At 48.9% G+C, this 24,259-nt stretch carries 27 protein-coding genes and 1 pseudogene; 10 read left to right on the plus strand and 18 right to left on the minus strand.

Annotation, left to right across the window (positions count from 1 at the left end):
- Positions 1 to 471: 471 nt before the first annotated feature.
- The gene (locus ACN5NT_RS14670) at positions 472 to 2,487 is read left to right on the plus strand and encodes an FAD-dependent oxidoreductase (RefSeq protein WP_419175914.1); all 2,016 of its coding nucleotides are present in this window, start codon (positions 472 to 474) and stop codon (positions 2,485 to 2,487) included.
- Positions 2,488 to 2,504: 17 nt separating this feature from the next.
- Positions 2,505 to 4,307 (plus strand): [FeFe] hydrogenase, group A, encoded by a 1,803-nt coding sequence (locus ACN5NT_RS14675; RefSeq protein WP_419175915.1) that lies wholly within the window; start codon positions 2,505 to 2,507, stop codon positions 4,305 to 4,307.
- A gap of 143 nt (positions 4,308 to 4,450) precedes the next feature.
- On the opposite strand, the gene ACN5NT_RS14680 is transcribed toward ACN5NT_RS14675, so the two are convergent.
- From ACN5NT_RS14680 to ACN5NT_RS14690, 3 genes are read right to left on the minus strand one after another with little or no spacing between them, the layout of a single operon-like run.
- The gene (locus ACN5NT_RS14680; protein ID WP_419175916.1) at positions 4,451 to 5,944 is read right to left on the minus strand and encodes a PhnE/PtxC family ABC transporter permease; all 1,494 of its coding nucleotides are present in this window, start codon (positions 5,942 to 5,944) and stop codon (positions 4,451 to 4,453) included.
- Between the two features lie 2 nt (positions 5,945 to 5,946).
- Positions 5,947 to 6,645, minus strand: a complete 699-nt coding sequence (locus tag ACN5NT_RS14685) for a phosphonate ABC transporter ATP-binding protein (protein WP_419175917.1) — start codon at positions 6,643 to 6,645, stop codon at positions 5,947 to 5,949.
- Between the two features lie 59 nt (positions 6,646 to 6,704).
- Complete coding sequence (locus tag ACN5NT_RS14690) at positions 6,705 to 7,589, minus strand: putative selenate ABC transporter substrate-binding protein (protein ID WP_136797339.1); 885 nt, start codon at positions 7,587 to 7,589, stop codon at positions 6,705 to 6,707.
- A gap of 315 nt (positions 7,590 to 7,904) precedes the next feature.
- Between ACN5NT_RS14690 and ACN5NT_RS14695 the strand changes: the two genes are divergently transcribed.
- The 3 genes from ACN5NT_RS14695 to ACN5NT_RS14705 all read left to right on the plus strand — a co-directional run bounded on the left by ACN5NT_RS14695 (position 7,905) and on the right by ACN5NT_RS14705 (position 10,192).
- Positions 7,905 to 8,093 (plus strand): hypothetical protein, encoded by a 189-nt coding sequence (locus tag ACN5NT_RS14695; protein WP_419175918.1) that lies wholly within the window; start codon positions 7,905 to 7,907, stop codon positions 8,091 to 8,093.
- A 23-nt stretch (positions 8,094 to 8,116) separates the two neighbouring features.
- The gene (locus tag ACN5NT_RS14700; RefSeq protein ID WP_419175919.1) at positions 8,117 to 8,296 is read left to right on the plus strand and encodes a hypothetical protein; all 180 of its coding nucleotides are present in this window, start codon (positions 8,117 to 8,119) and stop codon (positions 8,294 to 8,296) included.
- Between the two features lie 639 nt (positions 8,297 to 8,935).
- Positions 8,936 to 10,192, plus strand: coding sequence for a cytochrome-c peroxidase (locus tag ACN5NT_RS14705; protein ID WP_419175920.1), 1,257 nt, complete (start codon positions 8,936 to 8,938; stop codon positions 10,190 to 10,192).
- 30 nt (positions 10,193 to 10,222) lie between these two features.
- Here ACN5NT_RS14705 and ACN5NT_RS14710 read toward each other — a convergent pair whose 3' ends face one another.
- The 3 genes and pseudogenes from ACN5NT_RS14710 to ACN5NT_RS14720 form a co-directional block, all read right to left on the minus strand.
- The gene (locus tag ACN5NT_RS14710) at positions 10,223 to 10,600 is read right to left on the minus strand and encodes a hypothetical protein (RefSeq protein WP_419175921.1); all 378 of its coding nucleotides are present in this window, start codon (positions 10,598 to 10,600) and stop codon (positions 10,223 to 10,225) included.
- A pseudogene (locus tag ACN5NT_RS14715) lies at positions 10,600 to 10,791 on the minus strand (integrase core domain-containing protein); the annotation flags it as partial. The pseudogene ACN5NT_RS14715 and the gene ACN5NT_RS14710, both read right to left, overlap by 1 nt.
- A gap of 18 nt (positions 10,792 to 10,809) precedes the next feature.
- Positions 10,810 to 11,310 carry an Lrp/AsnC family transcriptional regulator gene (locus ACN5NT_RS14720; protein ID WP_419175922.1) on the minus strand — a complete coding sequence of 167 codons (501 nt, stop codon included), beginning with the start codon at positions 11,308 to 11,310 and terminating at the stop codon, positions 10,810 to 10,812.
- Positions 11,311 to 11,435: 125 nt separating this feature from the next.
- Between ACN5NT_RS14720 and ACN5NT_RS14725 the strand changes: the two genes are divergently transcribed.
- Positions 11,436 to 12,077, plus strand: coding sequence for a LysE family translocator (locus tag ACN5NT_RS14725; protein ID WP_419175923.1), 642 nt, complete (start codon positions 11,436 to 11,438; stop codon positions 12,075 to 12,077).
- A 164-nt stretch (positions 12,078 to 12,241) separates the two neighbouring features.
- On the opposite strand, the gene ACN5NT_RS14730 is transcribed toward ACN5NT_RS14725, so the two are convergent.
- Together ACN5NT_RS14730 and ACN5NT_RS14735 are read right to left on the minus strand one after the other, a co-directional pair.
- Positions 12,242 to 12,772: a GNAT family N-acetyltransferase gene (locus ACN5NT_RS14730; protein WP_419175924.1), complete on the minus strand. Its 531-nt coding sequence runs from the start codon at positions 12,770 to 12,772 to the stop codon at positions 12,242 to 12,244.
- Between the two features lie 242 nt (positions 12,773 to 13,014).
- On the minus strand, positions 13,015 to 13,608 hold the full coding sequence (locus ACN5NT_RS14735; protein WP_419175925.1) for a nicotinamide mononucleotide transporter: 594 nt from the start codon (positions 13,606 to 13,608) through the stop codon (positions 13,015 to 13,017).
- A gap of 264 nt (positions 13,609 to 13,872) precedes the next feature.
- Between ACN5NT_RS14735 and ACN5NT_RS14740 the strand changes: the two genes are divergently transcribed.
- Positions 13,873 to 14,484 carry a uracil-DNA glycosylase gene (locus ACN5NT_RS14740; protein ID WP_419175926.1) on the plus strand — a complete coding sequence of 204 codons (612 nt, stop codon included), beginning with the start codon at positions 13,873 to 13,875 and terminating at the stop codon, positions 14,482 to 14,484.
- Here the strand turns inward: ACN5NT_RS14740 and ACN5NT_RS14745 are convergent.
- The 6 genes from ACN5NT_RS14745 to ACN5NT_RS14770 form a co-directional block, all read right to left on the minus strand.
- Positions 14,481 to 15,119 carry a transglutaminase-like domain-containing protein gene (locus ACN5NT_RS14745; RefSeq protein ID WP_419175927.1) on the minus strand — a complete coding sequence of 213 codons (639 nt, stop codon included), beginning with the start codon at positions 15,117 to 15,119 and terminating at the stop codon, positions 14,481 to 14,483. The genes ACN5NT_RS14740 and ACN5NT_RS14745 overlap by 4 nt on opposite strands.
- Positions 15,116 to 15,952: a M48 family metallopeptidase gene (locus ACN5NT_RS14750; RefSeq protein WP_419175928.1), complete on the minus strand. Its 837-nt coding sequence runs from the start codon at positions 15,950 to 15,952 to the stop codon at positions 15,116 to 15,118. The genes ACN5NT_RS14745 and ACN5NT_RS14750 overlap by 4 nt, the downstream gene beginning before the upstream one ends.
- Positions 15,949 to 16,425: a YbjQ family protein gene (locus tag ACN5NT_RS14755; RefSeq protein ID WP_419175929.1), complete on the minus strand. Its 477-nt coding sequence runs from the start codon at positions 16,423 to 16,425 to the stop codon at positions 15,949 to 15,951. Before ACN5NT_RS14755 ends, ACN5NT_RS14750 begins: the two co-directional genes overlap by 4 nt.
- Before the next feature lie 36 nt (positions 16,426 to 16,461).
- Positions 16,462 to 16,776: a YbjQ family protein gene (locus ACN5NT_RS14760; protein WP_136797320.1), complete on the minus strand. Its 315-nt coding sequence runs from the start codon at positions 16,774 to 16,776 to the stop codon at positions 16,462 to 16,464.
- Between the two features lie 276 nt (positions 16,777 to 17,052).
- On the minus strand, positions 17,053 to 17,610 hold the full coding sequence (locus ACN5NT_RS14765; protein WP_419175930.1) for a hypothetical protein: 558 nt from the start codon (positions 17,608 to 17,610) through the stop codon (positions 17,053 to 17,055).
- Positions 17,611 to 17,698: 88 nt separating this feature from the next.
- Positions 17,699 to 18,277, minus strand: coding sequence for a hypothetical protein (locus tag ACN5NT_RS14770; protein WP_419175931.1), 579 nt, complete (start codon positions 18,275 to 18,277; stop codon positions 17,699 to 17,701).
- Positions 18,278 to 18,690: 413 nt separating this feature from the next.
- Here ACN5NT_RS14770 and ACN5NT_RS14775 point away from each other — a divergent pair, with 413 nt between their 5' ends.
- Positions 18,691 to 18,783, plus strand: coding sequence for a PEP-CTERM sorting domain-containing protein (locus ACN5NT_RS14775; RefSeq protein ID WP_136797450.1), 93 nt, complete (start codon positions 18,691 to 18,693; stop codon positions 18,781 to 18,783).
- 68 nt (positions 18,784 to 18,851) lie between these two features.
- Here the strand turns inward: ACN5NT_RS14775 and ACN5NT_RS14780 are convergent, their stop codons facing one another.
- The 4 genes from ACN5NT_RS14780 to ACN5NT_RS14795 all read right to left on the minus strand — a co-directional run bounded on the left by ACN5NT_RS14780 (position 18,852) and on the right by ACN5NT_RS14795 (position 21,888).
- Positions 18,852 to 19,496 carry a DNA-3-methyladenine glycosylase family protein gene (locus tag ACN5NT_RS14780; RefSeq protein WP_419175932.1) on the minus strand — a complete coding sequence of 215 codons (645 nt, stop codon included), beginning with the start codon at positions 19,494 to 19,496 and terminating at the stop codon, positions 18,852 to 18,854.
- 8 nt (positions 19,497 to 19,504) lie between these two features.
- On the minus strand, positions 19,505 to 20,302 hold the full coding sequence (locus ACN5NT_RS14785; RefSeq protein WP_419175933.1) for an alpha/beta hydrolase: 798 nt from the start codon (positions 20,300 to 20,302) through the stop codon (positions 19,505 to 19,507).
- 287 nt (positions 20,303 to 20,589) lie between these two features.
- Positions 20,590 to 21,414: an AraC family transcriptional regulator gene (locus ACN5NT_RS14790; protein ID WP_419175934.1), complete on the minus strand. Its 825-nt coding sequence runs from the start codon at positions 21,412 to 21,414 to the stop codon at positions 20,590 to 20,592.
- Between the two features lie 102 nt (positions 21,415 to 21,516).
- Positions 21,517 to 21,888 carry a hypothetical protein gene (locus ACN5NT_RS14795; protein ID WP_419175935.1) on the minus strand — a complete coding sequence of 124 codons (372 nt, stop codon included), beginning with the start codon at positions 21,886 to 21,888 and terminating at the stop codon, positions 21,517 to 21,519.
- Between the two features lie 241 nt (positions 21,889 to 22,129).
- Here ACN5NT_RS14795 and ACN5NT_RS14800 point away from each other — a divergent pair, with 241 nt between their 5' ends.
- Positions 22,130 to 22,687 carry a hypothetical protein gene (locus ACN5NT_RS14800; protein WP_136797309.1) on the plus strand — a complete coding sequence of 186 codons (558 nt, stop codon included), beginning with the start codon at positions 22,130 to 22,132 and terminating at the stop codon, positions 22,685 to 22,687.
- A 223-nt stretch (positions 22,688 to 22,910) separates the two neighbouring features.
- The gene (locus tag ACN5NT_RS14805) at positions 22,911 to 24,173 is read left to right on the plus strand and encodes an amidohydrolase family protein (protein WP_419175936.1); all 1,263 of its coding nucleotides are present in this window, start codon (positions 22,911 to 22,913) and stop codon (positions 24,171 to 24,173) included.
- The last annotated feature ends 86 nt before the right edge of the window (positions 24,174 to 24,259 follow it).

Genomic DNA, 24,259 nt, shown 5'->3' on the forward strand with positions numbered 1-24,259 from the left:
CAATTGACCCCCGGTCGAGCGGGAATGTTAGACGAAAGTCTTTGGTCTTACCAGTATTCCAATAATCCTTTTGTGTCGACAGGATTAGGCGCTTATCGCAACTTTGTTTTGTGATAAGGAGATCAACCTCAAAAGGATTATTGTAAAAAAACATAAACAGCGTGTAAAGTGTTTCCTCCTTTGTAAAAAAAGGTCTGCTGATGAGACCATAGCAGGGCTCGCAAAAGATCAATGGATGACGGGCAGCTGATTGATTTTGCAGAATTTACACCAACTACACATGCGAAGAGTCAGGCCGGAGGCATGAATAGCCTCATCGGTTGAATCGTATTACCGCGCTTCTTCCGCCACAGTGTATTGGGCTGCTAAACTCAAGATTTGAAAGAACATGGCATGGCAGGCCTGAGCGAGCAGTTCCACAAAATAACTGAACAAAATATTTGAGAGTTTTTTTGATAGGAGAGGTAGCTGATGGCAAAAGTGATTTTTGGGGCCTGGGATAACCGGGTCATTGACAACCGGGAAAAGAAAATCTTTGAGATTGAGGATTATCCCGAATTCACCAATTTTGATGAATTCAATCCGGGTAATCCCGTCAAGGCGTTTTTTGGTGGTCATGGTTTCTTTATTTTTGAAAAAAACGTCAACCTGCTCGATGCAGCTTTTCAGCATATGGGGCGTGTAACCGAAGAATCCTGCGGCAAGTGTACTCCATGCAGGGTTGGCACGCAGATCATTACCACCAGGCTGAAGCGGCTGATTGATAACGGTTGTGGTAAAGACGGTCGTTTTAGCAAAACCGAAATTACCGAGCGGATCGAAGAAATCCGCGAGATTGCCGAGCAGGTTCGCACCACCTCGTTGTGCGGGCTGGGGCAGACCGCCACTGTGGCCTTGCTGGCGATGATCCGCTATTTCGAAGAGGAATTGATACGTGAAGCCGCCGAGGGCGTGTGTTCCCTGCCGCAGAAAGGTACGACCTATGTCTCTGCGCCATGTATCGAGGCATGTCCCTCAAGGGTCGATGTGCCCCGCTATATCGATTACGTCAAAGACGGCAAGTTTACCCATTCCCTGGGGGTTATTCTGCAGAAATACCCGATGGCCGCGACCTGCGGCAGGGTGTGCGTGCGATTCTGTGAGATAGCCTGCCGCAGAACTCAGGTTGATGAAGCCGTGGGCATCAAGATCCTGAAACGTTTTGTCGCAGATCACGAAAAGGATCTCATCAACCAGTGGTTCGACTCCTACAAACCTGTGGAGACGAAAGACCCTGAGCTGAAAATTGCCGTAATTGGTGCTGGTCCGGCAGGTATTTCCGCCGCATATCACCTGCTGCTCAGAGGCTACAAAGTCGATATTTTCGAGGCCAAGTCTGTGCCGGGCGGCATGGCCTACACCGGGATTCCCGAATACCGCTTGCCGAAGAGTGTATTGAGTAAAGAGGTATCGATTATCGAGAGCCTCGGTGGCCGGATATTCTATGACCAGAAAATGGGCCGTGATTTTACCATGAGTGACCTGATGTCACGGGGCTATAAGAGTGTATTCCTGGCTGTTGGCGCTCATAAAGGCAAACAGATCGGGGTGAGCGGCGAAGATGTGAACCTTGAAGGCTACGATTTCGGCGTTGATTTTCTACTTCGTCTCAACCGCGACCATATAGATCAGGGATTGCCGTTGAAGATGGGTAAAAAGGTTGTGGTGGTCGGGGGTGGAAACGTGGCCATGGACTGTGCCAGATCCTCACTCCGCCTGGGCGTTGAAGAGGTTCACTTGGTGTATCGCAGGAGCCGGGCGGAAATGCCGGCCGACCATGAAGAGGTGGAAGCTGCGGAAAAAGAGGGTGTCCAATTCCATTATCTGACTAATCCCGTGCAGATCTTCAGTGAAGACGGCAAGGTATGTGGCATGGAGCTTATCAGGATGGAGCTTGGCGAACCGGATGAGAGTGGCAGACGAGGTGTCTCCCCTGTTGCCGGCTCTGAATTTACCCTTGATGTGGATCAGGTCATTCCGGCAATCGGACAGGCTGTGGAGCTTGGTTTCGTAACACCGGAAGAGGATCATATCGAATTCAGCCGCTGGGGCACCATCAAGTGCAATGATGACACCCTCATGACCAGCCGCAAAGGTGTTTTCGGCGGTGGTGATGCGGTCACCGGACCAGCGACCCTTGTTCAGGCCATGGCCCAGGGAGAGCGGGGCGCCAGGAGCATGGCAGACTATTTGACGTTTGGCCGGGTTCATTTCGATCCGATGAGGCGCATGAGCCAGTTGGTGGCGGACGTTCAACCGATGATCTCCACAGGAATCAATATCCCGGTCAAGCATGAGTACCGGGTGAAACTGAGAGAGCTGGACCCGGAAGTTCGCAAGCGCCTTTTTGAAGAGGTTGAAAAGCCTATCTCCGTCGAGGAGGCATACCGGGAAGCGGATCGCTGTATGCGTTGTTACCGGGTTTATTCGGTTATTACAGAGCAATAATGGAGGCCCGGACGAAAATGAAAGCATTCATCAACAGTAAGGAAATCGAGTTCAGGGAAAACGACACCGTATTGGCTGTGGCCAAATCTCACGGTTTTTTTATCCCTTCACTGTGTGAGTTGGCAGACATCTGCCACGCTCCCGGCACCTGCAGGGTCTGCCTGGTGCAGATTCAGCGGCCAGGCAGCGAAATCACCCAGATTGTTACCTCCTGTAATACGCCACTGGAAGAGGGTATGCGGGTGCTGACCAGGACACCGGAACTCCGCAGGATGCAGCGCCTTCAGGTGGAGTTGCTGCTGGCGGATCACAATCAGGACTGCGCGTCCTGTATCCGGCATGGCAATTGCGAGCTTCAGGATGTTGCCCAGTTCGTCGGTCTTGAACTGACCCGCTACAGATACCCCCACTTCTTCAAGCAGAGAACCCAGGACAAGTCGTCAAGCTGTGTTGTCCGGGATATGAGCAAATGTATCCGTTGTTTCAGGTGCCTCAGCGTTTGCCGCGAGATTCAGGGTGTTGACGCGCTGGTCATCAGCAAGAAGGGGCTGGAGACCGAGATAGGCGTTCGCGACAGTCTGCCCCTCAACGCGTCGGACTGTGTCGGTTGCGGGCAGTGTACCCTGGTGTGTCCCGTGGGAGCGTTGGCGGAGAAAAACGATATCGAGCAGGTGATAGACTACCTGTATGACCCGGAAATTGTCACGGTATTTCAGGTCGCACCGGCCGTTCGTACCGCCCTTGGCGAAGATTTCGGCTTTGCGGCGGGCGAGAATGTGCAGGGGCAACTGGTAGGCGCGTTGCAGAAGCTGGGTGCGGATATCATTCAGGATACCAACTTCACCGCTGATCTGGTGATAATGGAAGAGGGCAGTGAGCTGCTGCAGCGGGTGCAGAATGGCGGCACAATGCCGATGTTTACCTCCTGCTGCCCCGGCTGGGTGAACTTTGCGGAGAAGAATCACCCCGAACTGCTGCCAAACATTTCTTCCGCCAGGTCTCCCCAGCAATGTTTCGGCGTGCTGGCCAAAACCTACATGGCGGAGCAGATGGAAAAAGATCCGGCGAAAATGCGGGTAATATCCATTATGCCCTGTACCGCCAAAAAGGGAGAAGCGCAACGGGCTGAATTCAGCAGCGAATATGGGCGAGATGTGGATGTGGTCCTGACCACCAGAGAGTTCAGTCTGCTGCTGAAGAGGGAAGGCATTCATCTGCGGGACGTGACCCCGTCTGAGTTCGATGCCCCGTTGATGTCGTCCTACAGTGGAGCCGCCGCTATTTTCGGTACCACCGGCGGGGTGATGGAGGCCGCTGTGCGCACCGTCTATTATGTGTTGAATCAGAAGGAGTTACCGCAGATTGTCTTCACTCCGTTGCGTGGTATGGAAAACATCCGCGTGGCGACGGTGCAGGTCACGCCGGACCGGGAGCTTACCCTGGCGGTTGCGCATAGCCTGAAGGCTGCAGAAACACTGGTTCAGTCGATACAATCAGGAGAGTTGCACTGCGATTTCGTGGAGATCATGGCCTGTCCCGGCGGTTGTATGTGCGGAGGCGGCCAGCCGAGAACCAAGCATTCCTATAACGCCTCAGGGTTGGCCCGACGCAAAGGCTTGTTTGCCATTGACGAGAAAGCGACAGTGCGACAGTCTCACAAAAACAAGATGGTGCAATATCTCTATGAACAGTTTCTGGGGGAACCGCTTGGCGAAAAATCCCATCACCTGCTGCATACCACCTACAGCGACCGAAAGCAGCAGGATACGCAGGCAATGACCATGGAAGATATCTGGCAGGAAGTGGAAGAGCGCATCTGATGCGCGTTCTGAAAGGCTCGTCTTATGACCATTCCCGACATTTCCCGGGAATGGTCATCTCTTCGGCAATGTTGAATTTCATAATTCCGCCTGGTGGATAGACTCTATTTCGAAAACCAGAATGCCTATCCCGCTCATCCCGTCTATCTGGCCTGTTCGAACCTGACTCCACTGATTTTGTATCGTTTCCTGAGCGAGTTTGAGATTCGGTCGATTGCCATGGTCAACAGGGCGGTAACAACTATGATCAGGGCTGCAACATCCAGATGATCATTGCTTATGGCGTTATCCACATAGTAGCCCAGAGTTGTTACCCCAAGTATGCCCAGGATGGCCGATTCCCGCATAATGATCTCCCAACGGTAAAAGAGAAAAGCCAGAAACTGACCGTAGCATCTCGGCAGAACCTCATAGCAGAATCTATCAAGCCGTGATATCGGTCCATCGAATGGAATCTCCATCTGGTAACCATTTCGAGCCGTAAGGTACGACAGGATTGCGCCGTTATGCAGAAAGAGGGCAACTATCGCCGGCAGCATGGATGGTCCCCATAAGGTGAGGAAGATGTAGGCGATTATATATTCCGGTGTCGTTCTGCAAACGATGAGCAGGGTATGCATGAACCATGTGGTTCTTCGTTTATAAAAGGCTGTGCTGGCAAAAGGAAAGCTTAAGAGTGCGAACAGGCCGGTGCATACCAGAGCGATCTGAGTGAGCACCAGGGTGTTCCATGCACCTGGCAGAACCTCAGTTTTCAGCACATGTACTGCCCACTGAAATGTTTCAGCAACAGGGAAAGTGATTGCCAGGGTTCCCGCATAATATCCATCCGCCTTCATTGGCCACGGCAGGATGTCATAGGTGAAGAAACGAATAATGTTCCCGCTGGAAAACGACATGTCCCAGGAGGTGTACCAGCAGGCAGCGACTATCAGCACAAGAATGACTCTGCTCTTGGCCCAAAGGTGGATGGAGGCGATCAGCAGATAAAAGCTATACAGCAGGGCGGTTGCCTGGCTATATAGCCCTTCCCGAAAAGCAGTCTCCAGATGGTAGCCAAGGGTAGGTAAGCCGATAAAGCCAAGGATGGCACTTGATCGCAGGGCACACTCAAATCGGTATGAAGTGTAATTTTTCAGATCCCGGTAGATGACCGGCAGGGTAGCGAATAAGAAGCCGCTCAGGCGTGAGCTATCCGGTGGCAGGGCCTCGTACGGTTGCCTGTCCGATTCCTGTCGTATTTCGGCATAGACTTTGGCAAAAATCCCTGAGTAGGGAATGGCGATGGCCAGAATGCCGCATAGGCTGTTCAAGCCGACAAGCGGCATAAAGATGAAGGCCCAGAACAGTTCATGTATTGAGCGTATAAAAGAGCAGAACAGCCGCACGATCATCAATTCATATACCAGGGACAGCAAGGAACCCAGCACAACCGCGATACTGATGCCAAGCAGAGCGAAGCTGATGGTGTTGAGTATTGCCGAGCCGAAATCTGATAGAGAGAGGAGATCGGGGGTGAGCAGGCCGACGCCTATCTTGCCAAGTTCCCCCCATGGATCGAGGGTGGAAATTGAGATATCCGCAGCAATCAGTGCCAGCAGCGCGATAAAAATAAACGACAGGCTGATTCGCACCATTATTAACTGTACAACTCAGCCAGTTGTCTGTCGGTGAGTTGGCTTACAGTCATATCGAACAGGATGGAGCGGTCTTTAATCCCAATCACACGCTGAAAATATCGTTTGGCCAACTCCACCGAGTGCAGGGTTGTAATGACCGTTTTACCTGAGTCGACAATGGCGGCCATGATTTCTTCTCGCTGAAGTTCGTCGAGTGATGAGACCGGTTCATCGGCCATAAGGATGGGGCAGTTTCTATACAATGCCCGGCCGATACCGACACGTTGCTGCTGGCCGCCTGACAGTTCACCTACTCTTGCGAACAGCTTGTCGGCAAGGCCAAGTTGACAAGCGATTGGCTCAATGGCCGATTTGTATTTTTGAGCAGGGGACAGGAGGTTGCGGATATTGTCCAGTACCGGGTGCTGATCAAGTTTTCCCATATAAATATTATGAAAAACAGATAACTGCGGTACCAATGCCTTGTGTTGGTGAATAAAGGCGCATAATCGGGGGTTGGTAAGATATAACCGCTTCAGGAGCGTGGTTTTGCCTGCGCCGCTTCTGCCTATTAAGGCAACCTTTTCCCCTTGGCTGATGCCGATAGTGATATTTTTAAGAGCCACGACATCACCATAGCTGATATCTTCACTTTGTAGCTCAATGAGCGTCTGGAGAGGTTTTGAAGGGGAGCGGTATGAATCCATAAAAGCGGTCATCAGGAACTCTATGCAGCTGTTTTACCTGGTCCTGTTGAGGACCAGGCTTTCCAGTTTTTTTAGCGGAAGATGCCAATTTCTTTGCCGGTTTCGAGTATGGGTTGATACATCCCGTTATCGGCAGGAATGAAGCTTTTGCGGGGAAAGGCGTCAAGCAGTTCCTGGTCGGTTATTTCCACCAGCGCTTTCTGGATCTTTTCTATTGTCCCGGCCCCGTAGATGGAATCCACATCACCGCGCACGGTCCAGTTATAGTCCGGGTATTCAGGGGTCTTCCAGATAACGGAAACCTTGCTGCTATCAATAGTACCCGCCTCAAGCTCTCTCTCCCACACTTTATAATTCACAGCCCCGAGTTGATAACTGCCGGACTGAACAAGGGCAATGGTCTTGGAGTGGTCACCGCTGAAGCCAACTTTGCTGAAGAGGGCGTCAGGGGCCTGGTTGAACTCTTTACGGAGATAATACTCGGGCATCAGCCTGCCGGAGGTGGAGCCTTTGGAACCGAAAGTGAAGGTCATTCCGGAAATTTCTTTAGGGAGCTTATCCCCACCGTTCAATCCAGTGGAGCTATGAGCGATGAAGTACGAGACGAAATGCTCGTCTTCTTCACCCTGGGCAATAGCCTTGGAGCCGGGTACAGCAAGCCGTGCCTGTACTCCCGAAAGCCCGCCAAACCAGGCCATCTGCACTTCATTGTTTTTAAAAGCCTGCACCGAAGATGAATAGGATTTGACCGGTACATAGGTAACGGTAAAGCCGAGTTGATCGCTCAAATATTGAGCTACCTTACCAAAACGCTGTTCAAGACGGGTTGTATCCTGATCGGGGATGGCAGTGAACTTGAATTCTTTGGTGTTTTGGTTCGCATTGACCAGAGACGCTGTCACCAACGTGAGCGCTATAGTGGTGATGAGGGGTGCAAAAAATCTATAACCTGCCATGAGTTCTCCTGATTTAATTAACGACAATTACTGGCGACATGATCAGCCAAAAGCTTCTAAGAGTGGAAAATACTATGGTCGTAAAAGCGGAGAGGGTCAAATAGTTACATCTGATAGCCGGGGATTTAAAAATCGGAAAAATCTATAAAGATAATTTAAGAAGCGAATGGCAAAAACGGGGGAAGTTTGCGTATAAGCTTCTTGAATATGCTAATTAACTGATTTTGCTGGACACAGCCTGGCTCTGTGCTTGTGTGCGAAAGAGGAGATGAACTAGACGTGGTATTTCAAGGCTGGTGTTTGTAGCATATGATCTTGGAAAAAATTTTACAGATTCAGCTCATAGGCGATATGGTCGAGCCATCCTCCGTTCACGCATTCGGCATTGGCGAGAGTCTCTTTTTCATGCTAACCAAGGCCCTCAGGTATGGTACGGCTTTTGACATTTTCTACGATACAACTGATGCCGCTGATTTTTTAATCATAATACTCTTTGTTGTATAAGCTTTGTCACGGATCTACTCATTATGCCCAAGGCGGGTAAATCTTCTGAGCATAAACGGCAGCATAATGAGGGGACAGAAGAGGTATTGGATAAATACAATCTGTTCAACAGAGACAAACTCAGCAGTGTATTGAGTGGCTGCGGTGGCCAGGATGACCTCATGGCCGTGGCAAGCGCCAGGAAGGCAGCGAGAAGTAAATGAGGAGTCGATTGCTGCATACAGGGATGTATCCCAGGCCAAAAGTGTGGAGAATGTAGCAGAATACGGAATGAATATTTACCACGAAATCTTTTAGGTATCAGCCAGATTGTAGACCTTGCCCGAATCTTACTTTATGGCAGTGGCTTTGGCAGGGGACTCCTTCTTCGCAAAAATCCAGAGAAAGGTCACTGAAAGACATGGCTGGAGGAAGAAAGTAGTAGTGTTGTAGCAGTCTCCAGCTCGCCTCTCTTGACCGGTCGTCAGCGCTTGGCATATACTAAAATTACTCAAAATCGATATGAGACAGAGCCTGAACCGTCATAAAAACTTACATATCCTGGGATGATTCCTGCTCGACAGAGGGTCACCTCGTAATGAACAATTGGTCAGACGGTGTTTAACCAGAAAGATATCTGAACCATAAATCCGGATGAGCAGCTCAGAGCGTTTGGGAATATAGCAAGATCGAAAGAACCACCGCCTTGCAACGATCTGAGTCAATAGAAGTCTTTGGCAAGTTTGGCCATCTGCATCGGGCCGGTCGAGCCAGGCGGTGGGGCGGGTGTTATAAATGAGAGAGCTATAGAACTCTTGGAAGCAGCGATCAGCTCAACACAAGTCAATTGAAGAGGAGGTGCAATGGAAATGACTAACAAACGGAAAGGAATCACATTATTCACTATTTGTTCATTTTTTATCGGTCTTGGGGCTGGTGCTGCAAATGCCCAAACGCCCATGGAGGAGCTTGGCGAGTTCCTGTATTTTGATGAAAATCTCTCTGAACCCGCCGGACAGTCTTGTGCAAGCTGTCATCTTCCAAGGACAGGTTTTGATGAGCCAGACGAGGAATTCCCAGTTTCTGAAGGGGTCATACCTGGAGAATTTGGAGGTCGAAACTCACCAATCTCAGCCTACGCAATGTATTCGCCCATTTTTCACTATGACGGCGAGTTGTATGTAGGCGGTGCATTCTGGGACGGAAGAGCAACTGGCGAGGTCTTGGGTGACCCCTTAGCTGACCAAGCCCTAGGTCCTTTTTTGAATCCAGTTGAGATGGCTAATCCCTCCAAACAGCATGTCATCGATGATATTAAAGTTTCAGAGTATGCTGCGCTTTTTGAGCAAGTTTGGGGACCAGGTAGTCTGGATGATACGGAGGCAGCCTACGATCAGGTGGCGCTGTCAATTGCGGCCTTTGAGCGAACAGTGATCTTCGGCCAATTCACCTCCAAGTACGACTACTATCTTGAGCAATGCCTGGAAGCTTTGGCTCCTGTTAACGACGAGATCCGGGCTGCTTGTGCCACGGGAAGCACCCCTGATGCATTAGCGATAGCAGAAGGGATCTTCACCCAAAATGAATTAAGAGGTTTCATACTCTTTATGGGGGAAAACAACAACGACGGCTTCTTAGATCCAGGGGAGGGGGCCATGTGCTCAGCCTGTCACATTGCTGAATGGACTCAGCCCACTGATGATTCGAATAAGGTGGTGGTACCTGATTGGGCTGATGGATTTATCCCGCCTCTTTTCTCAGATTTTACATATGATAATTTGGGAGTGCCAAAGAGCAAAAACAGGTTATTGGCTAAGAATCCGCCAGATCTTGGATTAGGCGTTGTTACTACTGATCCAGATGACTATGGCAAGTTTAAAGTGATGCCATTACGAGGCCTTAAAGAATCTGGCCCTTATGCACATAATGGTTTTTTTGATGAATTGGACGAGATTGTTAACTTTTATAATACTAGGGATGTAGGGACGTGGAAAGATCCTGAGTATCCGGCGACTATTAATACCAGTGAGTTAGGGAATCTTGGATTAAGCCCAGATGATGAAGGAGCCCTTGTTCAGTTCATGAAAACACTCAGTGACGGTTTTTTTACACCTGAATAGGGTCAAAAGCTAAAGCCAGTAGCTATTTAGTTAGCCAGGAAAATTCACATATTTTCTTGGCTTTTCTGTTTCTCTTCGATGGCTGACAGCAAAGGAAATGATCTCGCCCTTGTTAGGCATGATGGAATATTCCACGGCAGAGTTTTGCATGGCGAGATTGAAGATTTTCATCGGTAATCTGATGGAGTTGGCAGATAGAACAACTGAAGATTTTTCTTGATAAGACCGGTGGGGCCAGCGAATTCGGCAGGTTGACCTTATTCCTGTATATACGTAATAAAATCGTGACCTGAGATATGATACAATAAGGTCATCAACATCCTGTTTTTTCCAAGAAGAAGGAGGATGCAATGTGATCTTGCAACAATAAAGTGGAACCGTAGTTAAACCGTTTTCATCCTGCTCCATCACTCCTGCTCCAAAAGGGCTGGTGCTTTGTACCTGTTCGTAGAGTGCTTTCTCTGACGATTATAGTAGACCTCTATATTGGTGAACAGTGAATGCTCAGCCTCAAGTTTGTCACGAAATTTCACGTGATGAGTCAGCTGTGTTTTCAGAGAAGCAAAGAAGGATTCTGCCACGGCATTGTCCCAGCAATCACTAATGAATTTAATTTTCTATTTCTCACCCCTCAAATTCTGCACCGGCAACCGTGAGGAGTTTTTTACCTCCCGGAGCGAGATACTTGTCTGGATTGACCTTACCCCGGGCAGTTTGCGCAGAACGGTCCGCAAAAACAGTTCATAGGAGGCCAGATCTCTCGCTACGACCTGCAGCAGATAATCTGTCTCACCGGTGACATTGTAGCAGGAAAGGATTTCTGGAATCTCCTGGATTTTCTCTTCGAACAGAACCGGCGCCTCATCTGTGGGGTCAGCAAAGCTTATCTGCACCAGCGCCATAACTCCAAAGCCGAGAAGTTCACGGTTCAGGTTGGCCTGGTAATTCACAATTATGCCTGCCTCTTCAAGACGCTTTCGACGTCTCCAGCATGGCGCTTCACTGAGTGACAACTTCTCCGCTACTTTGGTGTTGGATATCCTACCGTCCTGTTGGACCAGTTCAAGCAACGATAGATCTGTCTCATCTAAATTGATGTCTGAATTATTCTTTCTCAAAAAGCACCTCCTTTTGCTATTTCTTGCTCGATGATAGTCGATGTCGGCATGAGATAGCAAAAATATTTCGAGTTATCTGCTGTATAATTGTTGAAAATTCAGATGAAAGAAAAGAAGGGATGCTCATGATCGAACTCACTCTGTTACCACTTTATTTAGGCGCCTTGATTGTGGCGTATGTGACTCCTGGGCCTGACATGGCGCTTGTGCTGGCCGTTTCTGCCAGTAGAGGCAAGATGGCTGGTTTCCGCACCGTTAAAGGATTTGCCGTTGGCCGGGCAATTCATGTACTTGGCTCGGGTGCAGGGCTTGCCGTGCTGTTTACCAGTTATCCCGGCCTGCAAATGGTGGTTCGTATACTTGGTGCTGTCTATCTGCTGAATTGGGCCTGGAAAATTGCCCGGGCTCCTGTGGGACTTCGACAACCGGACTCGCCAGATTTCAGGCATGGCTCAGATATGTGGCGCGGCTTTCTAACCAGTCTGCTCAATCCCAAGGCGGTTTTGTTCTGCAGTATGCTGCTTCCCCAATTTGTTTCCCCTGCAACTGGTTCACTTTTTACACAGTTTATGGTGCTGGGACTACTTTTAGTCATTGTCGGATTCATATTTGATTGCAGCTACGTCGTGTTATCGGATTGGCTTACAAGGACTTTAAGCCGTAATATCTCTGAAGGATCGCAGACAGGGCAATTGGTAGAAAGATGCCGTAATTATCTGATGGTGACTGTCTTGGGAGGAGTTGCGCTGCTTTTGTTGAAAGCCTGAGATGATTGCGTGGCGGTTTATATGCGCATCCCTGAAGATGCCGGTCTGGTCAATGTGGATCTCAAATTGATTATGAAGCAACGGGCTGAAAATGGAGTGGAGCTGGAATCGCCCGCATATGTAAAAGACCGGTGCTTGTTAAACATACTTTTCAGACACAGACCTTACAGATTCAGCTCATAGACTATATGGTCGAGCCATCGTCCGTTCACGCATTCGGCATTGGCGAGAGTCTCTTTTTCATGAAAACCAAGACGTTCAGGTATGGCACGGCTTTTGATATTTTCTACGGCACAACTGATGCGGCAGGTCTTTAAATCATAATACTCTTTGCCGAGTTGTATAATTTCAGTCACAGATTTACTCATTATGCCAAGGCCGGTGAACTCTTCTGCCAGCCAGTAACCAATAACAGCGGTTCCGGTCTGGCTGTCGATGGATTTAAAGGCTAAAGTTCCTCCAATCCGCTCATGTACCAAAAGAAGAGTGTATAAGGCTTCACCCCGAGCAAACTTCATTAACTCAGCTGAGATAAAGGTTTTGGTGTCAGCGGGGCTCTGAGTTTCGTCGAGCCACGGCAACCATTGGCCAAGATGGTCCCGGTTCCTGTCTATGAGCCGATAGAGCTCGTCACCATATTGGGGGATTGCCAGGCACATTCGCAAGGTGTCGCCATTAATTTTCCGTGAAAACATCGATACTATCTCTTTTGAATTATAGTTTTGCCGTGTTTTGTTCAAGCGATGTAGTCCGGTTTCTGTTGAGCCGGCTAAGATACGGGATATTGCCTTTTGCCTGCATCAGTTTCCTTTAGTATTTCAAACTCGTATTCGAGTAATCTGTTAAAGTTGGTGGTTGATGATTGTTCCTGTGAACGTAATATAATCACGTCCGGTTACGATTATTTCAGCTTGTCGTTAGTATTGTGTACCTGTTTTCAAGTTGTGGCAGCTATTCGATCACGGGCCGTGATTGCGGTAACAAAGCCATAAATAACAACACAGAGCGACACCCCTTGCTGTGCAGCGAGAATATACTTGGCGTTTACGAGCATTAAGGCGGCCATGCTGCTATTCATAAGCATGAAAAAGATCCAGCCGGTGAGCTTGTTTTTAGCGAGCAGGTAACTCCCCAACAGAAACCCGGTGGCGGCAATTATTTCCAGGAACTGGGAGAGCGAGGTGAGCCCACCGTAGTCGTAAATGCTATAACAGGTACCAAAAATTAAGAAAAAATAGGTGGAAAAGGCTGCGAACCGATCAAAGAGAACCGGGGCATTCCGGCATTTACTCCAGACACAATACAGCCCGAGAAACATGGCGGGCACCCCACCCAGTTCAAGGGAGGCTGCGATCCAGTTCTGTTTTGCCAGCAGAATAATGATCCAGGCGGGAACTCCAAGGATGTAGACCGACCAGCCGATAATTTTGAGTTGCCGCTTACGGACCGGGTCTTTGCCTTCGGCGAGGGCAAAAAAGACTTTATTCGAGAGGTAAAATAGCCCTCCCCACATTTGCAAAGCAAAATCCATGGAATCCTCTGGGAGCGTCTGGGACGGTGGGTGAATGATGCGAGTATACTTCGGAATGACGACTGAATTTTCATTACTACTCTACATGGCCAAGCAAACTCAATAGAAAATATTGATATAATAAGCACTCGACAGGTTGGCGTATTTGTAATTTCAGCCCCTGGTAGATACGGCACCACGGCGGAAAACAGGCTATTGTGTTGGAGATGATGCACAGCAGCAGGAGTTGTTCACAACCTTGAAATAACATTGCGTGTCGGTGAGATGACGGATATTGAGAGTTTTTTGAGCCGCTTGCGAAGGGGTAAAAACAGTGACCGGGTATATAACCCCTATCGCAAAAAGCATCTGCTCAACAATTTGCGGATCTATCTGAATAGCATAATGGACTATTCGGTTGAACGAGTGCTGCTGGTAGGTGAGGCGCCGGGCTATAAAGGCTGCAGGATTACGGGTATTCCGTTTACCTCCAGTGAGCAGATAATCAACTCTGTCCACCCATTTTTTTTAGCAATCAGGTCTGAACTGGTATTTGAAAAACTTGAGTCGGAAAACAGCGCCACAATTGTCTGGGACTTCCTGCAGAGCAGGAAAACAGTTCCGCTTTGCTGGAATTCCTTTCCTTTTCACCCGTTCAAGGCGGGCGACCCAAATTCCAACCGCGCTCCAAGCAGGGAAGAGTTAACGATTGGTCTGGAATATCTTCAAGAGTTGATTACTCTTTTCAAGCCAGACAGAGTCGCGGGCATCGGCCGCAAGGGTGAGGGGGCGATACGAACTTTATCGCCAGAAGATGACCTTTTCTATATTCGGCATCCATCCCATGGCGGCAAAAATGATTTCATCCGTGGTATGGAGAGGCTGATTCCGAATTAATGACTGTGAAGTTCTGCCACACCTTGTGGACTCCATTCTGAAGGGGCAGAGTCGGGCAGGTTCCGGGCAAAATCCTTATAGGTTTGATATTTGTGCAGGCAATCGATCACACTCTTTACAGGCTCTGCAAATATGCCGGGTAAATCTGCTTCGCCTTCGGAAATTATTGAGAAGGCAAGTTTCTCTCCAGGAGGGCAAAAATCAGCTGTAACACCCTCTTTATGCCCTCTGGGGTCTATCCTGTACCAGCCAAAATCATCAAGATATACAGCTACCAAGCCGTGGATACAGAATGGTGGCACGTCTCCCTCGATGGTAAGACGCTGGTAGCAGAGCCCGGCCGGGATCGAGTTTGCCCTGAGCAGGGCTACCAGCAGATGGCTCTTGGCATAGCACCAACCGTGGGATGACCGTAGCACCTCAGAGGCTTTACATGTGGTAGGGCTAAGTTGCCAATCGCCTGAATGTTTGATCTCATCCCGCACAAAGAGATAACATCCATGGGCGATATCCCGGTTGCTGGAGTAACAGGAGGCAAGTCGAGCGGCCTTGCTCTTGATTTCCGGATGCTGCCAGTCAATATATTCACTGGCAGCAAGGAACGGCTGTAGATCAGTTATCGCCGTGTGTGTCATTGAAAGTTTTCTTTTAAGAGGATGCCTTTGGCCAGTTGAGTCGTTGCTTCAACAGGATAACCGTTTTCTTTTATCAGATTGTTTATGGCATCTATCCTGTCCCGAGGATGCGGGTGCGAGGCGAGAAGGTATTTAAGATGACTGGTTTTGTTGGAATTTTCTTTGGCCAGTCGGTCGAAAAAAACGGTTGCGCCGCCCACATGACCATAATGATTGGCCAGTTGTTCAAGGGCAAAGCCGTCGGCGGCGCTTTCCTGATCCTGGGTGTAGTTGGCCTGGAAGCTGAGCAGGGTTTTTGCCACCAGATCGGCGGCGCCGCTGTCATTGCCGAAGAGCAGGGCGGAGCCTACAGCCAGACCGAGTCCGCGTCCCAGGCCGCGAAGATGGTCACGATGTGCAAAGTGGCCAAGCTCGTGATAGAGCACCATAGCCAATTCGTTTTCAGATTCCACGCGGTCGACAAGCCCTCGATAAACAGCGATTTTGCCGCCGGGAATGGCAAAGGCGTTGACGATATCGCTGTCGACCAGATCAATAGTGAATTCATATTCCCGTAACGGTGAATCTTCGGGCAAGGTGGTGAGCAAGTCATCGAACCTTCGTTGCAGAGCGGGATTAGCCTCGCCTTTCATTTCGAAGGACAGATGTGTACCAAGCCAGTTCTCAATTTTGGGTGAAGTACGGGACACGGCCAGGTCGGTGAGGAGGCCGAGGGTAAGGAAGACAATCCCCACCACAAGCAGCAGCCCACCGGCCAGCCAGAAAAACTCAACCAGCGGGTGGGTTTTGGAAACGTTGACGTTTTCTTCTATTTCTTTTGGCGTGAATTTCATTGCTTGATTAACGAAACGGCAGTGCCATAGGCGACCGCCTCAACGCTGCCAACCTGTCGTTTTTTATTGGCACTCTGCCCGATGGCTGATGTCTCAAGGCGCAGGTTGATAATGATATCGGCGCCCTTTTCTTTCGCCTTTTCTTTCATGCGCAGGATTGCTTCCCTACGTGCCCGATCGATAAGGGACTCGTATGATTTGACATTACCCCCGAATATATTACGCAGGATGGCCAGAAGTCTTTTGAAGTAGTCGATTGAGACCACAACCGATCCCGTTACCAACGTACTCTTTTCAGCTTCCCCTATAATATAACTTTCCTTGCCGGTTACCACAGGCAGATGTGCGAATTCCTTTTCACGTTTGGTGATAGATGTGTAGTGGCGTCTCTCGGCCCAACTTCCCACACCGTAACCGAGGCACAGCAGAATGAAGAAAAGTACCAAATCAGCATGTTGTAACAGGATTTCCATACATGCACCATGTAGTTCAACGATTTATAAATGTGATTACTCGACGCGTACAGCAGTGCCGTAAACAAAGAGTTCTGCGGCTCCCTGGGCTACTGATGAAGTGGCGAAGCGAATGTTGACCACAGCGTTGGCACCCATCTGGCGGGCTTGCTCGCCCATGCGATGCGTAGCTTCTTCACGCGAATCCTGAAGCAGCTCGGTATAGCCTTTCAGTTCGCCGCCGACAATGTTTTTCAGGCTGGCCATAAGGTCGCGGCCCAGATGTTTTGCTCTTACCGTAGAGCCCTGCACAATACCGAAATGCTCGACAATCCTCCTGCCGGGAATGGTTTCGACGTTGGTGTAAATCATGAGATTCTCCGGAGTAAAGTGTTGTGAAATTGATATGTTATGGGGCAAATTTTGATTTGAGGAACTGTTATCTTTAGCACTGTGGATAGAAGGTGTCAATTTGAAAATCTGCCAGGGTTTTTTATAGTTTTTTGGAGGGGTAAGCTAATTTCTGTGCGAAGGGAGTGAGGTTTGATTCTGAGCTCTTAGTGGTAATCAGCGTCCCACCTGGCTCGCCTTGTTAAATTGGATGGTTATCAGAATTGTAATGAAAAGAGAGAAATACAACGTTGTTATTCAGAAGAATTTATTAGTTGCGTATATTTTATGAACCAGGCTTTCATCAATTGTATCAAAGTCGTCTTCATAATAGTCCCTGGCCCATTTTATATACTCTTCCGGGGTAACCGGGATTTCATCCAACAGCCATTTCGAGCCATTATTTATGCCATTAGCGAAGATGACAGGGCCTTGCTGCCAGGACTGGTCAGCTTCAGTTTTCCAGAAGCAGAAGGTTACATCTTGGTAGGTTGGATCTGCTTTTTTGAGTTGCTGAAAGAGAGTATCGGGAAGGCTATCATAGATGCCGGGCCAGATAGCATGATCGTCTCTTGCATAAGGGCTTACCTGGGACTCGTGGTCGAAACCTTTTATAACTGCTGAGTTACCTGCGAAAACGACTACAAAATTATCGCCGGAACCGTTGTCGTAAAAACCAACAGCAGTATCATTTCCCTCATTTTCACTGAAGGCGAAGCATCTCAGCCATTCTTCGTCGGAAAGGATTTCATCAAGTTCGGCCGATGATTGTAAAGCTACCTTAATATCTTTGATGCTGAGACTTTTTATCTTCAAATCGATTTTTGATGTATAGATGACTGCTCACTTGCTGGTATGTGGGCAAGAGTGAATAGCTCTGTTTAAAATTCAATTTTGCCCCCAGTTACTTACCAAATAACCTGGTCAAAAAGCCTTTGCGCATGGTGGGGTGTGTTAAAACAGTGAATTGTCCGTTGGAAATATGCGGGCATTCTTCATCATGCCTGAAGTCTACGAATACTTGAGCTACCTTGAGCGGAACTTCGAAAAGATAATCGACCACGGCAGAATCGCCCCCCTCTGCCTGTTGCAATTTCTCCATTTCGAGCTTTATTGCCGTGAAACACTCCGGTATCTCTCCGGCAGTATAGATCCCCATCGGGCCATTTTCGCCTTGATGGGAGATCAGCCATTTACGCTCACCTCCCGACCAGAATTGGGCTGAGCTGGCCATTACATGCTCTTCGATAAGACAGAGATAAACATCGTGGTCATGGGAGATATCAGCCAATATTTTTTCAGTGATTAACGGGCTATTGTATCGATTGCACCAGATAACCTGCCAGCCAGTATCAAGTTGTGCCATTGATACTGCGGACTCGGGAAATTCTTCTGTTTTGCCTGTTGGTGATAATTCGAAGGTCTCCAGTATCTTTTGCTCATTTGCTGTGCGAACTGCACACCATGTTATAGAAAATCCCATTTATTATTCATCTCCTTAAGGACGGTCGTCAATGGCAGACACCGAAGGATTTTGACAATGTGAGTTGGCGCGACGTTTCGTAAACAGAATCGCCTTATCCAGCAGCAAGTTTTACGGGCCCATTACGAAACCCTTTCGAGTATCGGCTATTTATTTGGTTGCTCATCCGGACAGCTTCATTTCATGGGATAATTAACATTGGAGGCCCCTTTATTCAACTTGGATCAGTCTCTAACTCTTTAATGTGTAGTGGTTTGTTTTGGCTAAAAAAAATTGTGCGTTAGGCCTTGACTGTCCTTCATCCTTTACACACAGACTGATCTTTATCCAGGGGATGCCTGGGCAGGGGATAGTGTTTGGGGGTGGAACAACTTCTGGAAACTATCAGATTACCTTATTTGCGGGGATAAGCTATTCGGAAGGAGCCCGTACCTGAACCGGCAACTCTGATACTTTTTGCTTCCGGTTTGGCAGCACTAGCAGCATATAGAAAAGCTAAGAAGTAATCGGCAGTTTTACCAGTCGTACTGCGAGGCTATGAATGATGGTCTTGCTTTTTTGTAGAGACGATCAATTATATCAATTGCGCAGCTCCTCGGCTGGAAAGGTAGTAATGCCAGAGCAGTGTTGCTGCGACGGAACGGTATGGCTTCCAGGGCTCACTGAACTTCTCCATCTCATCGTTGCCGGGTCGGCCATCAATAGCTGTGAGTTGCTGGTACGCCGTAGCCAGGGCGATATCGCCTTTTGGCCAGACGTCGGGGCGCTGCATGGCCATCAACAGGTAGATGTTTGCCGTCCAGATACCTATTCCCTTGATTTTGGTCAATTCTCCTCTAACCTGGTCGTCATCGAGCCTGGTTAATCCCTCAAGGTCGAGATCATTGTCATTTATAGCCTGGGCAAGATAGCGACCATAGCTGGTTTTTTGCCTGCTGAAACCGATGGTGTTCAGTTCTTCGTCGGAAAATTCCAGAAAACGGGGTGGCGTTAGTTCACCGCTGGCAGCAAGCAGCTTGTCGAATGCGGCTTTGGCTGAAGCAAGACTGACCTGTTGTTCTAAGATGATGCGGATGAGGGAGGGAAAGCCCTTAGGACGTTGCCAAAGCGGAGGTGGCCCGTAGAGATCGACAATCTTGCCAAAGACCGGCTCAGCCTTGATAAGCTGGTCAATGGCCTGTTGCTGGCTTTCTTGAATTGCTGAGTGGGAAGCGTTCATGTAAGCAATCAGCTATCAACTGGTTCGGGCTTTTCACCTGTGGTGAAAAAGGTGAACAACTCCCTGTCGTAACTTGGGGATTCGCAGATAGAGTTATGATCGACTCCGTCAATAGTAATTACCCTGGTGTGGTCCGGGTTGAGCGCTTCGGCGAGTTTCTCGCTGTGTCCGGTAGGGATGAGTTCATCCTTGGCGGCGATCAACAGTAAGGTGTTCGCTGAAAGCAGACCAGCGCGGGCATGGGAGTCGAAGCGATCTTTCAGCAATCGCCTGACCGGCAGGTAGGGATACTGGCCCGCTGCCACATTGGTAATTGAGTCGTACGGAGTAACCAGGGCGAGGTTCTCCACCTTTCTCTCACTGGCAAGATAGACGGCCACGCCGGTGCCGAGGCTTCTGCCGATCACATTGATGGAGCCGTGCCTTTCGGCGAGATGATCGTAAAGCGCCAGGGCGTCTGCAAACAAACCTTCTTCAGTCGGCTTGCCTTCACTGCCGCCGTAACCCCTGTAGTTATGCAGATAAACGGTGTGATTCGGGAAAAGATCTCTGTATTTCGAGATGTTGGTGCTCACGTCTTCGTTGTTTCCACCGAAATAAATAAGTGCCTTGTCGCTCGTCTTGGCAGTTGCCCAGACTTTCAGTGACAGGCCCTCATTGAACAGGCGAAAGGCCTGGGCCTCATCGGTCTGTACTTCCGGGGTAGGGAAATAGATCAAGGATCTCTGCAGAGCGTACATCATGCTGCAGACCACGGCATATGCGCCGCTGGTAAAAAGGAGTATGGTTAATGTCAGTTTTAGCATGTCTTGGTATCGGTAGTGGTATTACCAGTAAAAACAAATTCTCTGGTAAAAAAAGTATACACTGATTAGTGGTGGGCAAGGAAGAAATAACGAGTCTGGAGACAAGGGTAATATGTAATTACATGCAGACTTTAGGGAGTTACATATGAAAAAAGATGAATGTTGCCCGAGATCGGTTTGTGGTCTGCTTTGTTCCACAAACTTACAAGGCCTGACGAAGTTTTTTGCTTCGTTTACCGGATGATAAAAACCAGGTCATGGCAAACAGGTGGAGCCGGAATAAAATTTCAACTCAGATATGCCTGGCGGTACTGGCCGGGGGTGATGCCATAGGTGGCTTTGAAGCGGCGGCTCATATGACTTTGATCGGAAAAGCCCGCGTCCAGTGCGGCATCTGAGAGAGATGTTCCGAGACGAATACTTGTGCGTGCCAGTTGCAGCCTTTTATGCAGTAGATACGACCAGGGTGATATTCCCTTTTCATCACGGAAGAGTCTGAGAAAATGGTAACGGGAGAGCCCTGCTGCGGCTGCGATATCGTCGAGACTAATCTCTTCTTTCACCATATCATCGATGAAGGTGCATGCCTTTTGTATCGGAGTGTGGATGGCGTTGCCTGTGATCAGCGTCCTGCGCTCGGTGCCATGCCGCTCAAGCATCAAGGCCAGCAGACCAAAGAGCAGTGTCTGCATTTCCAGAAGGTCTGTGCTCTCTCCCTCCAGTAATGCAAAGAGTGAGGTCAGGCCTGCTGCGACTTCCGGGTCATTGGTTACCGGATTTTTAAAGGTGTGAAAACTGCGCGGTGCAACCATTTCGTTACCGATATTCTGCAGCAGCTCAACCGGCAAATAAATAACTTTATAATGAAACTCACTCTGGTCTGCTGACATGCCATCATGGATTTCATCCGGGTTGACGGAGATCAGGCTGCCCGGGGTGGCAAACCGTGCTTCGCCACGACAGTAAAATTTCTGTACACCATGTTCCATTATGCCGAGCGCAAAGTCCTCGTGGGTATGGCGTCCAAATTTGAACTGTTGATACCTGGCCTGAAAAACCAGAAGGTTTTCAAGTTTTTCTGCCCGGTATATGGTTGCCTGTTCTTTGTCCATCAGCGGTAGAGTTCAGTAAACAGAATGTTTAGGGAATATGCGACGAATTTATACGGTCTTCTCATTGAGAAGACCGTATTGTCTCGCCCCTTTCAAGCCGATCTAAATGGAGAAAGACTGGGCTTGTATAACCTCAATGGCCAACTGCGAGCGTGCCTCGCTATTCATGGGCAGATTCTTTTCCTCGCACCACTGTGGAAAGGTTTCTGGATCGATATGAACTTTCACCACGGTATCTCCGGTACCTTCCACCTGGGATTTCATGGCTTCGGCCCGCTGCAGCCAATCTTCATATTGTACTGGCAGCAGGTGGCTGTCCACAAACAGCTCTCTTAAAGTATCCCAATGCTCTTTTTTATACCAGACCAGCGCCTGTATTGACGGTTGGTGGTTCGGGTCCGGCTGAGGGGCTGCTGTGGGCTGATTTGTTTTGTTCGTTTTTTGTTGCGCACGTTGAAACTTTCTTTGTGACATGAATTTCTCCAATCTCTGAAACTGCAAAAAAATAAATACTATTTAGAAGCTGAAAACGCGAATTTTCATTAATGTGATATCAAGAGAACCACTATACATGAAGTAGCTTGAACCTTCAAAGGCTTGTTTCACCGGTATTTCGGCTGCCAACGCCCGGCTGGTAATAGGAACCGCTGTGCTTATACTATAACCAGTTCAGCGAATTCGCCATTTTCAATTTATTCAATAATTCAGAATAGACATGAGAGATTATCCGAAACGTTTGGCTTTTGGTTCCGAGCGGCAGATCAGGCAAGTAAGTGATGATTATTGCCCGGAATGTGGTTGTGCTGTGGGGACCATGCATCATGGGGGGTGCGCCGGTGAGGAGTGCCCGGTCTGTGGCAAGGCTGTTATAGGGTGTTGTTGCGAAAAGCTTTCACCATATGATGGTGAAAAGATTATACAGGGGTTGTATAACCAGTTTCGCGATTTGGAAAGTGCCATAAAAGCTGCAGGGGAAGAACGTTGTCCGCTTGGATCCGGCTCATCGTATCTCCAGCATGCCGTAATGCGATTCATTTTCGACAACGTGCCCGAAGAGGCGCGGGCAGAGGTTGCCAGGGCATTTCATCTGCGCTTCCCCGGCCTGGTTCCGCAAATGCAGGATGAGGACGGCCGCAACTACTACACCGCCGAGCAACTTTCAGAGGCGCTGGATATCCCGGTAAGCGAAGTGAATGAGCGTATCGAGGCCATGGTCAAGGCTGGCAAGACTATCCATTTTGGCAATGGCAGGAAACTGCGGAAGGTCCACTAGGGTTCTGTCCGACAATGGCTTTTTCCCAAACTCTTCGGAATTGCCAAAAAAAAATACTCGCAGATAAGTGAACGAAGTGAGACTTCGATATCAAATGCATGACTGTGCTTATTTTTTGAAAATGTCTCGATTTTGACCAAAAGCCCTATTTTCGGACAGCCTCCTAGGGTTCTGTCAGAGTAGGGGCAGTGTCGATTTTATTTATAGAAAGGAAGAACGAAGTTTGAACTCCGTCAGCGTTATTAAGGGCCATATTGTCTTCACCGATTCGGCGAGTGAATTTACCATAATTGAGAACGGATACATCGTTTCAGAGAACGGCAGCATTATCGATGTGTGTGACTCCTTACCCGAAAAGTATCATGGTATAGACGTTACCGATTACGGTGACAGCCTGATCATTCCTGGGTTTTACGATCTGCACAACCATGCCGGGCAGTATCTGCAATGCGGCACCGGCATGAATAAAGAGTTGCTGGACTGGCTGCAGGATTACACTTACAAGCTGGAGAAGGACCTGGCCGACCCCGAATATGCACATCGGGTATACAGCAGGTACGTTGAAGATCTCTGCAAATACGGAACACTGGGGGCCTGTGCTTTTGCCACCTCCTCGACGGTCGGCACCGAATGCCTGTTCGAAGAGTTCAAAAAAATTGGGATTCGCGGTTTTGTGGGCAAGGTCAACATGGACTGCAACGCGCCTGATTTTATTATTGAAGAGGCGCAGAAGTCGCTTGAGGGAACCCGTTATCTGGTCGAGAAATATAAGGATGAGCCGCTGGTTAGACCGATAATCACACCTCGGTTTGCCCCCACCAGCACAAGAGAAGCTCTCAAGATGCTTGGTGAGATGGCTGTAGCCAACGGATTGCCGGTTCAATCTCACTTAAGTGAGAATCGGGCCGAGATCGAATGGGTAAGAGAGCTGTTCCCTGAATATGCCAATTATGCTTCGGTATATGCAGGCAACCAACTTTTTGGCGACACCCCGACGCTCATGGCCCATGGGGTGTATCTCACGGAAGAAGAGGTCGAGATGTGCCGGAATGGGAATGTCTACCTGGTGCATTGCCCCGATTCGAACATCAACGTACGTAGCGGCATTGCCCCGGTTAAAGAATTCCTGAACCGTGGCCTGAAAGTTGGTCTGGGCAGTGATATTGCCGGTGGGCACAAGATTCAGATGAACGAGGCGATCGTCCGGGCTGTACAGTCTTCCAAAATCCTGGCCGTGGACAAACCAGATGCACAACTGAGCCTTTCGGAAGCTTTTTATATGGCGACCGTGACCGGCGGCGGTTTTTTCGGCAGGATGGGGAAACTAAAGAGAGATTACCAACTTGATGCTCTGGTGATAGATGATGATCCCCTCTACAAGGAACGGTATTCGCTGGAGGACAGGCTGGAGAAGTTCCTCTATATTGGTGACGACAGGTGGATTGCAGCCCGTTATGTAGGTGGAAAACTACTTAAACCCGGGTAATATCAGCATTGTAGAGGCAGGGAGTGCCGGGTTGGTGAACAGGAAAAGCATACTGTGCATCCGCTGCTTCTTGACACCTTTTCTGA

Source organism: Desulfosediminicola sp., from assembly GCF_048381775.1.
In the GTDB taxonomy this organism is placed as follows: domain Bacteria; phylum Desulfobacterota; class Desulfobulbia; order Desulfobulbales; family Desulfocapsaceae; genus Desulfopila; species Desulfopila ganghwensis.

What these genes read in the sequence shown, in the direction of transcription:
- ACN5NT_RS14670 (WP_419175914.1), top strand. Translation starts at nt 472, where the DNA reads ATGGCAAAAGTGATTTTTGGGGCCTGGGATAACCGGGTCATTGACAAC.
- ACN5NT_RS14675 (WP_419175915.1), top strand. Translation starts at nt 2,505, where the DNA reads ATGAAAGCATTCATCAACAGTAAGGAAATCGAGTTCAGGGAAAACGAC.
- ACN5NT_RS14680 (WP_419175916.1), bottom strand. Translation starts at nt 5,944, where the DNA reads ATGGTGCGAATCAGCCTGTCGTTTATTTTTATCGCGCTGCTGGCACTG.
- ACN5NT_RS14685 (WP_419175917.1), bottom strand. Translation starts at nt 6,645, where the DNA reads ATGACCGCTTTTATGGATTCATACCGCTCCCCTTCAAAACCTCTCCAG.
- ACN5NT_RS14690 (WP_136797339.1), bottom strand. Translation starts at nt 7,589, where the DNA reads ATGGCAGGTTATAGATTTTTTGCACCCCTCATCACCACTATAGCGCTC.
- ACN5NT_RS14700 (WP_419175919.1), top strand. Translation starts at nt 8,117, where the DNA reads ATGCCCAAGGCGGGTAAATCTTCTGAGCATAAACGGCAGCATAATGAG.
- ACN5NT_RS14705 (WP_419175920.1), top strand. Translation starts at nt 8,936, where the DNA reads ATGGAAATGACTAACAAACGGAAAGGAATCACATTATTCACTATTTGT.
- ACN5NT_RS14710 (WP_419175921.1), bottom strand. Translation starts at nt 10,600, where the DNA reads ATGGAGCAGGATGAAAACGGTTTAACTACGGTTCCACTTTATTGTTGC.
- ACN5NT_RS14725 (WP_419175923.1), top strand. Translation starts at nt 11,436, where the DNA reads ATGATCGAACTCACTCTGTTACCACTTTATTTAGGCGCCTTGATTGTG.
- ACN5NT_RS14730 (WP_419175924.1), bottom strand. Translation starts at nt 12,772, where the DNA reads ATGTTTTCACGGAAAATTAATGGCGACACCTTGCGAATGTGCCTGGCA.
- ACN5NT_RS14735 (WP_419175925.1), bottom strand. Translation starts at nt 13,608, where the DNA reads ATGGATTTTGCTTTGCAAATGTGGGGAGGGCTATTTTACCTCTCGAAT.
- ACN5NT_RS14740 (WP_419175926.1), top strand. Translation starts at nt 13,873, where the DNA reads ATGACGGATATTGAGAGTTTTTTGAGCCGCTTGCGAAGGGGTAAAAAC.
- ACN5NT_RS14745 (WP_419175927.1), bottom strand. Translation starts at nt 15,119, where the DNA reads ATGACACACACGGCGATAACTGATCTACAGCCGTTCCTTGCTGCCAGT.
- ACN5NT_RS14750 (WP_419175928.1), bottom strand. Translation starts at nt 15,952, where the DNA reads ATGAAATTCACGCCAAAAGAAATAGAAGAAAACGTCAACGTTTCCAAA.
- ACN5NT_RS14755 (WP_419175929.1), bottom strand. Translation starts at nt 16,425, where the DNA reads ATGGAAATCCTGTTACAACATGCTGATTTGGTACTTTTCTTCATTCTG.
- ACN5NT_RS14760 (WP_136797320.1), bottom strand. Translation starts at nt 16,776, where the DNA reads ATGATTTACACCAACGTCGAAACCATTCCCGGCAGGAGGATTGTCGAG.
- ACN5NT_RS14770 (WP_419175931.1), bottom strand. Translation starts at nt 18,277, where the DNA reads ATGGGATTTTCTATAACATGGTGTGCAGTTCGCACAGCAAATGAGCAA.
- ACN5NT_RS14780 (WP_419175932.1), bottom strand. Translation starts at nt 19,496, where the DNA reads ATGAACGCTTCCCACTCAGCAATTCAAGAAAGCCAGCAACAGGCCATT.
- ACN5NT_RS14785 (WP_419175933.1), bottom strand. Translation starts at nt 20,302, where the DNA reads ATGCTAAAACTGACATTAACCATACTCCTTTTTACCAGCGGCGCATAT.
- ACN5NT_RS14790 (WP_419175934.1), bottom strand. Translation starts at nt 21,414, where the DNA reads ATGGACAAAGAACAGGCAACCATATACCGGGCAGAAAAACTTGAAAAC.
- ACN5NT_RS14795 (WP_419175935.1), bottom strand. Translation starts at nt 21,888, where the DNA reads ATGTCACAAAGAAAGTTTCAACGTGCGCAACAAAAAACGAACAAAACA.
- ACN5NT_RS14800 (WP_136797309.1), top strand. Translation starts at nt 22,130, where the DNA reads ATGAGAGATTATCCGAAACGTTTGGCTTTTGGTTCCGAGCGGCAGATC.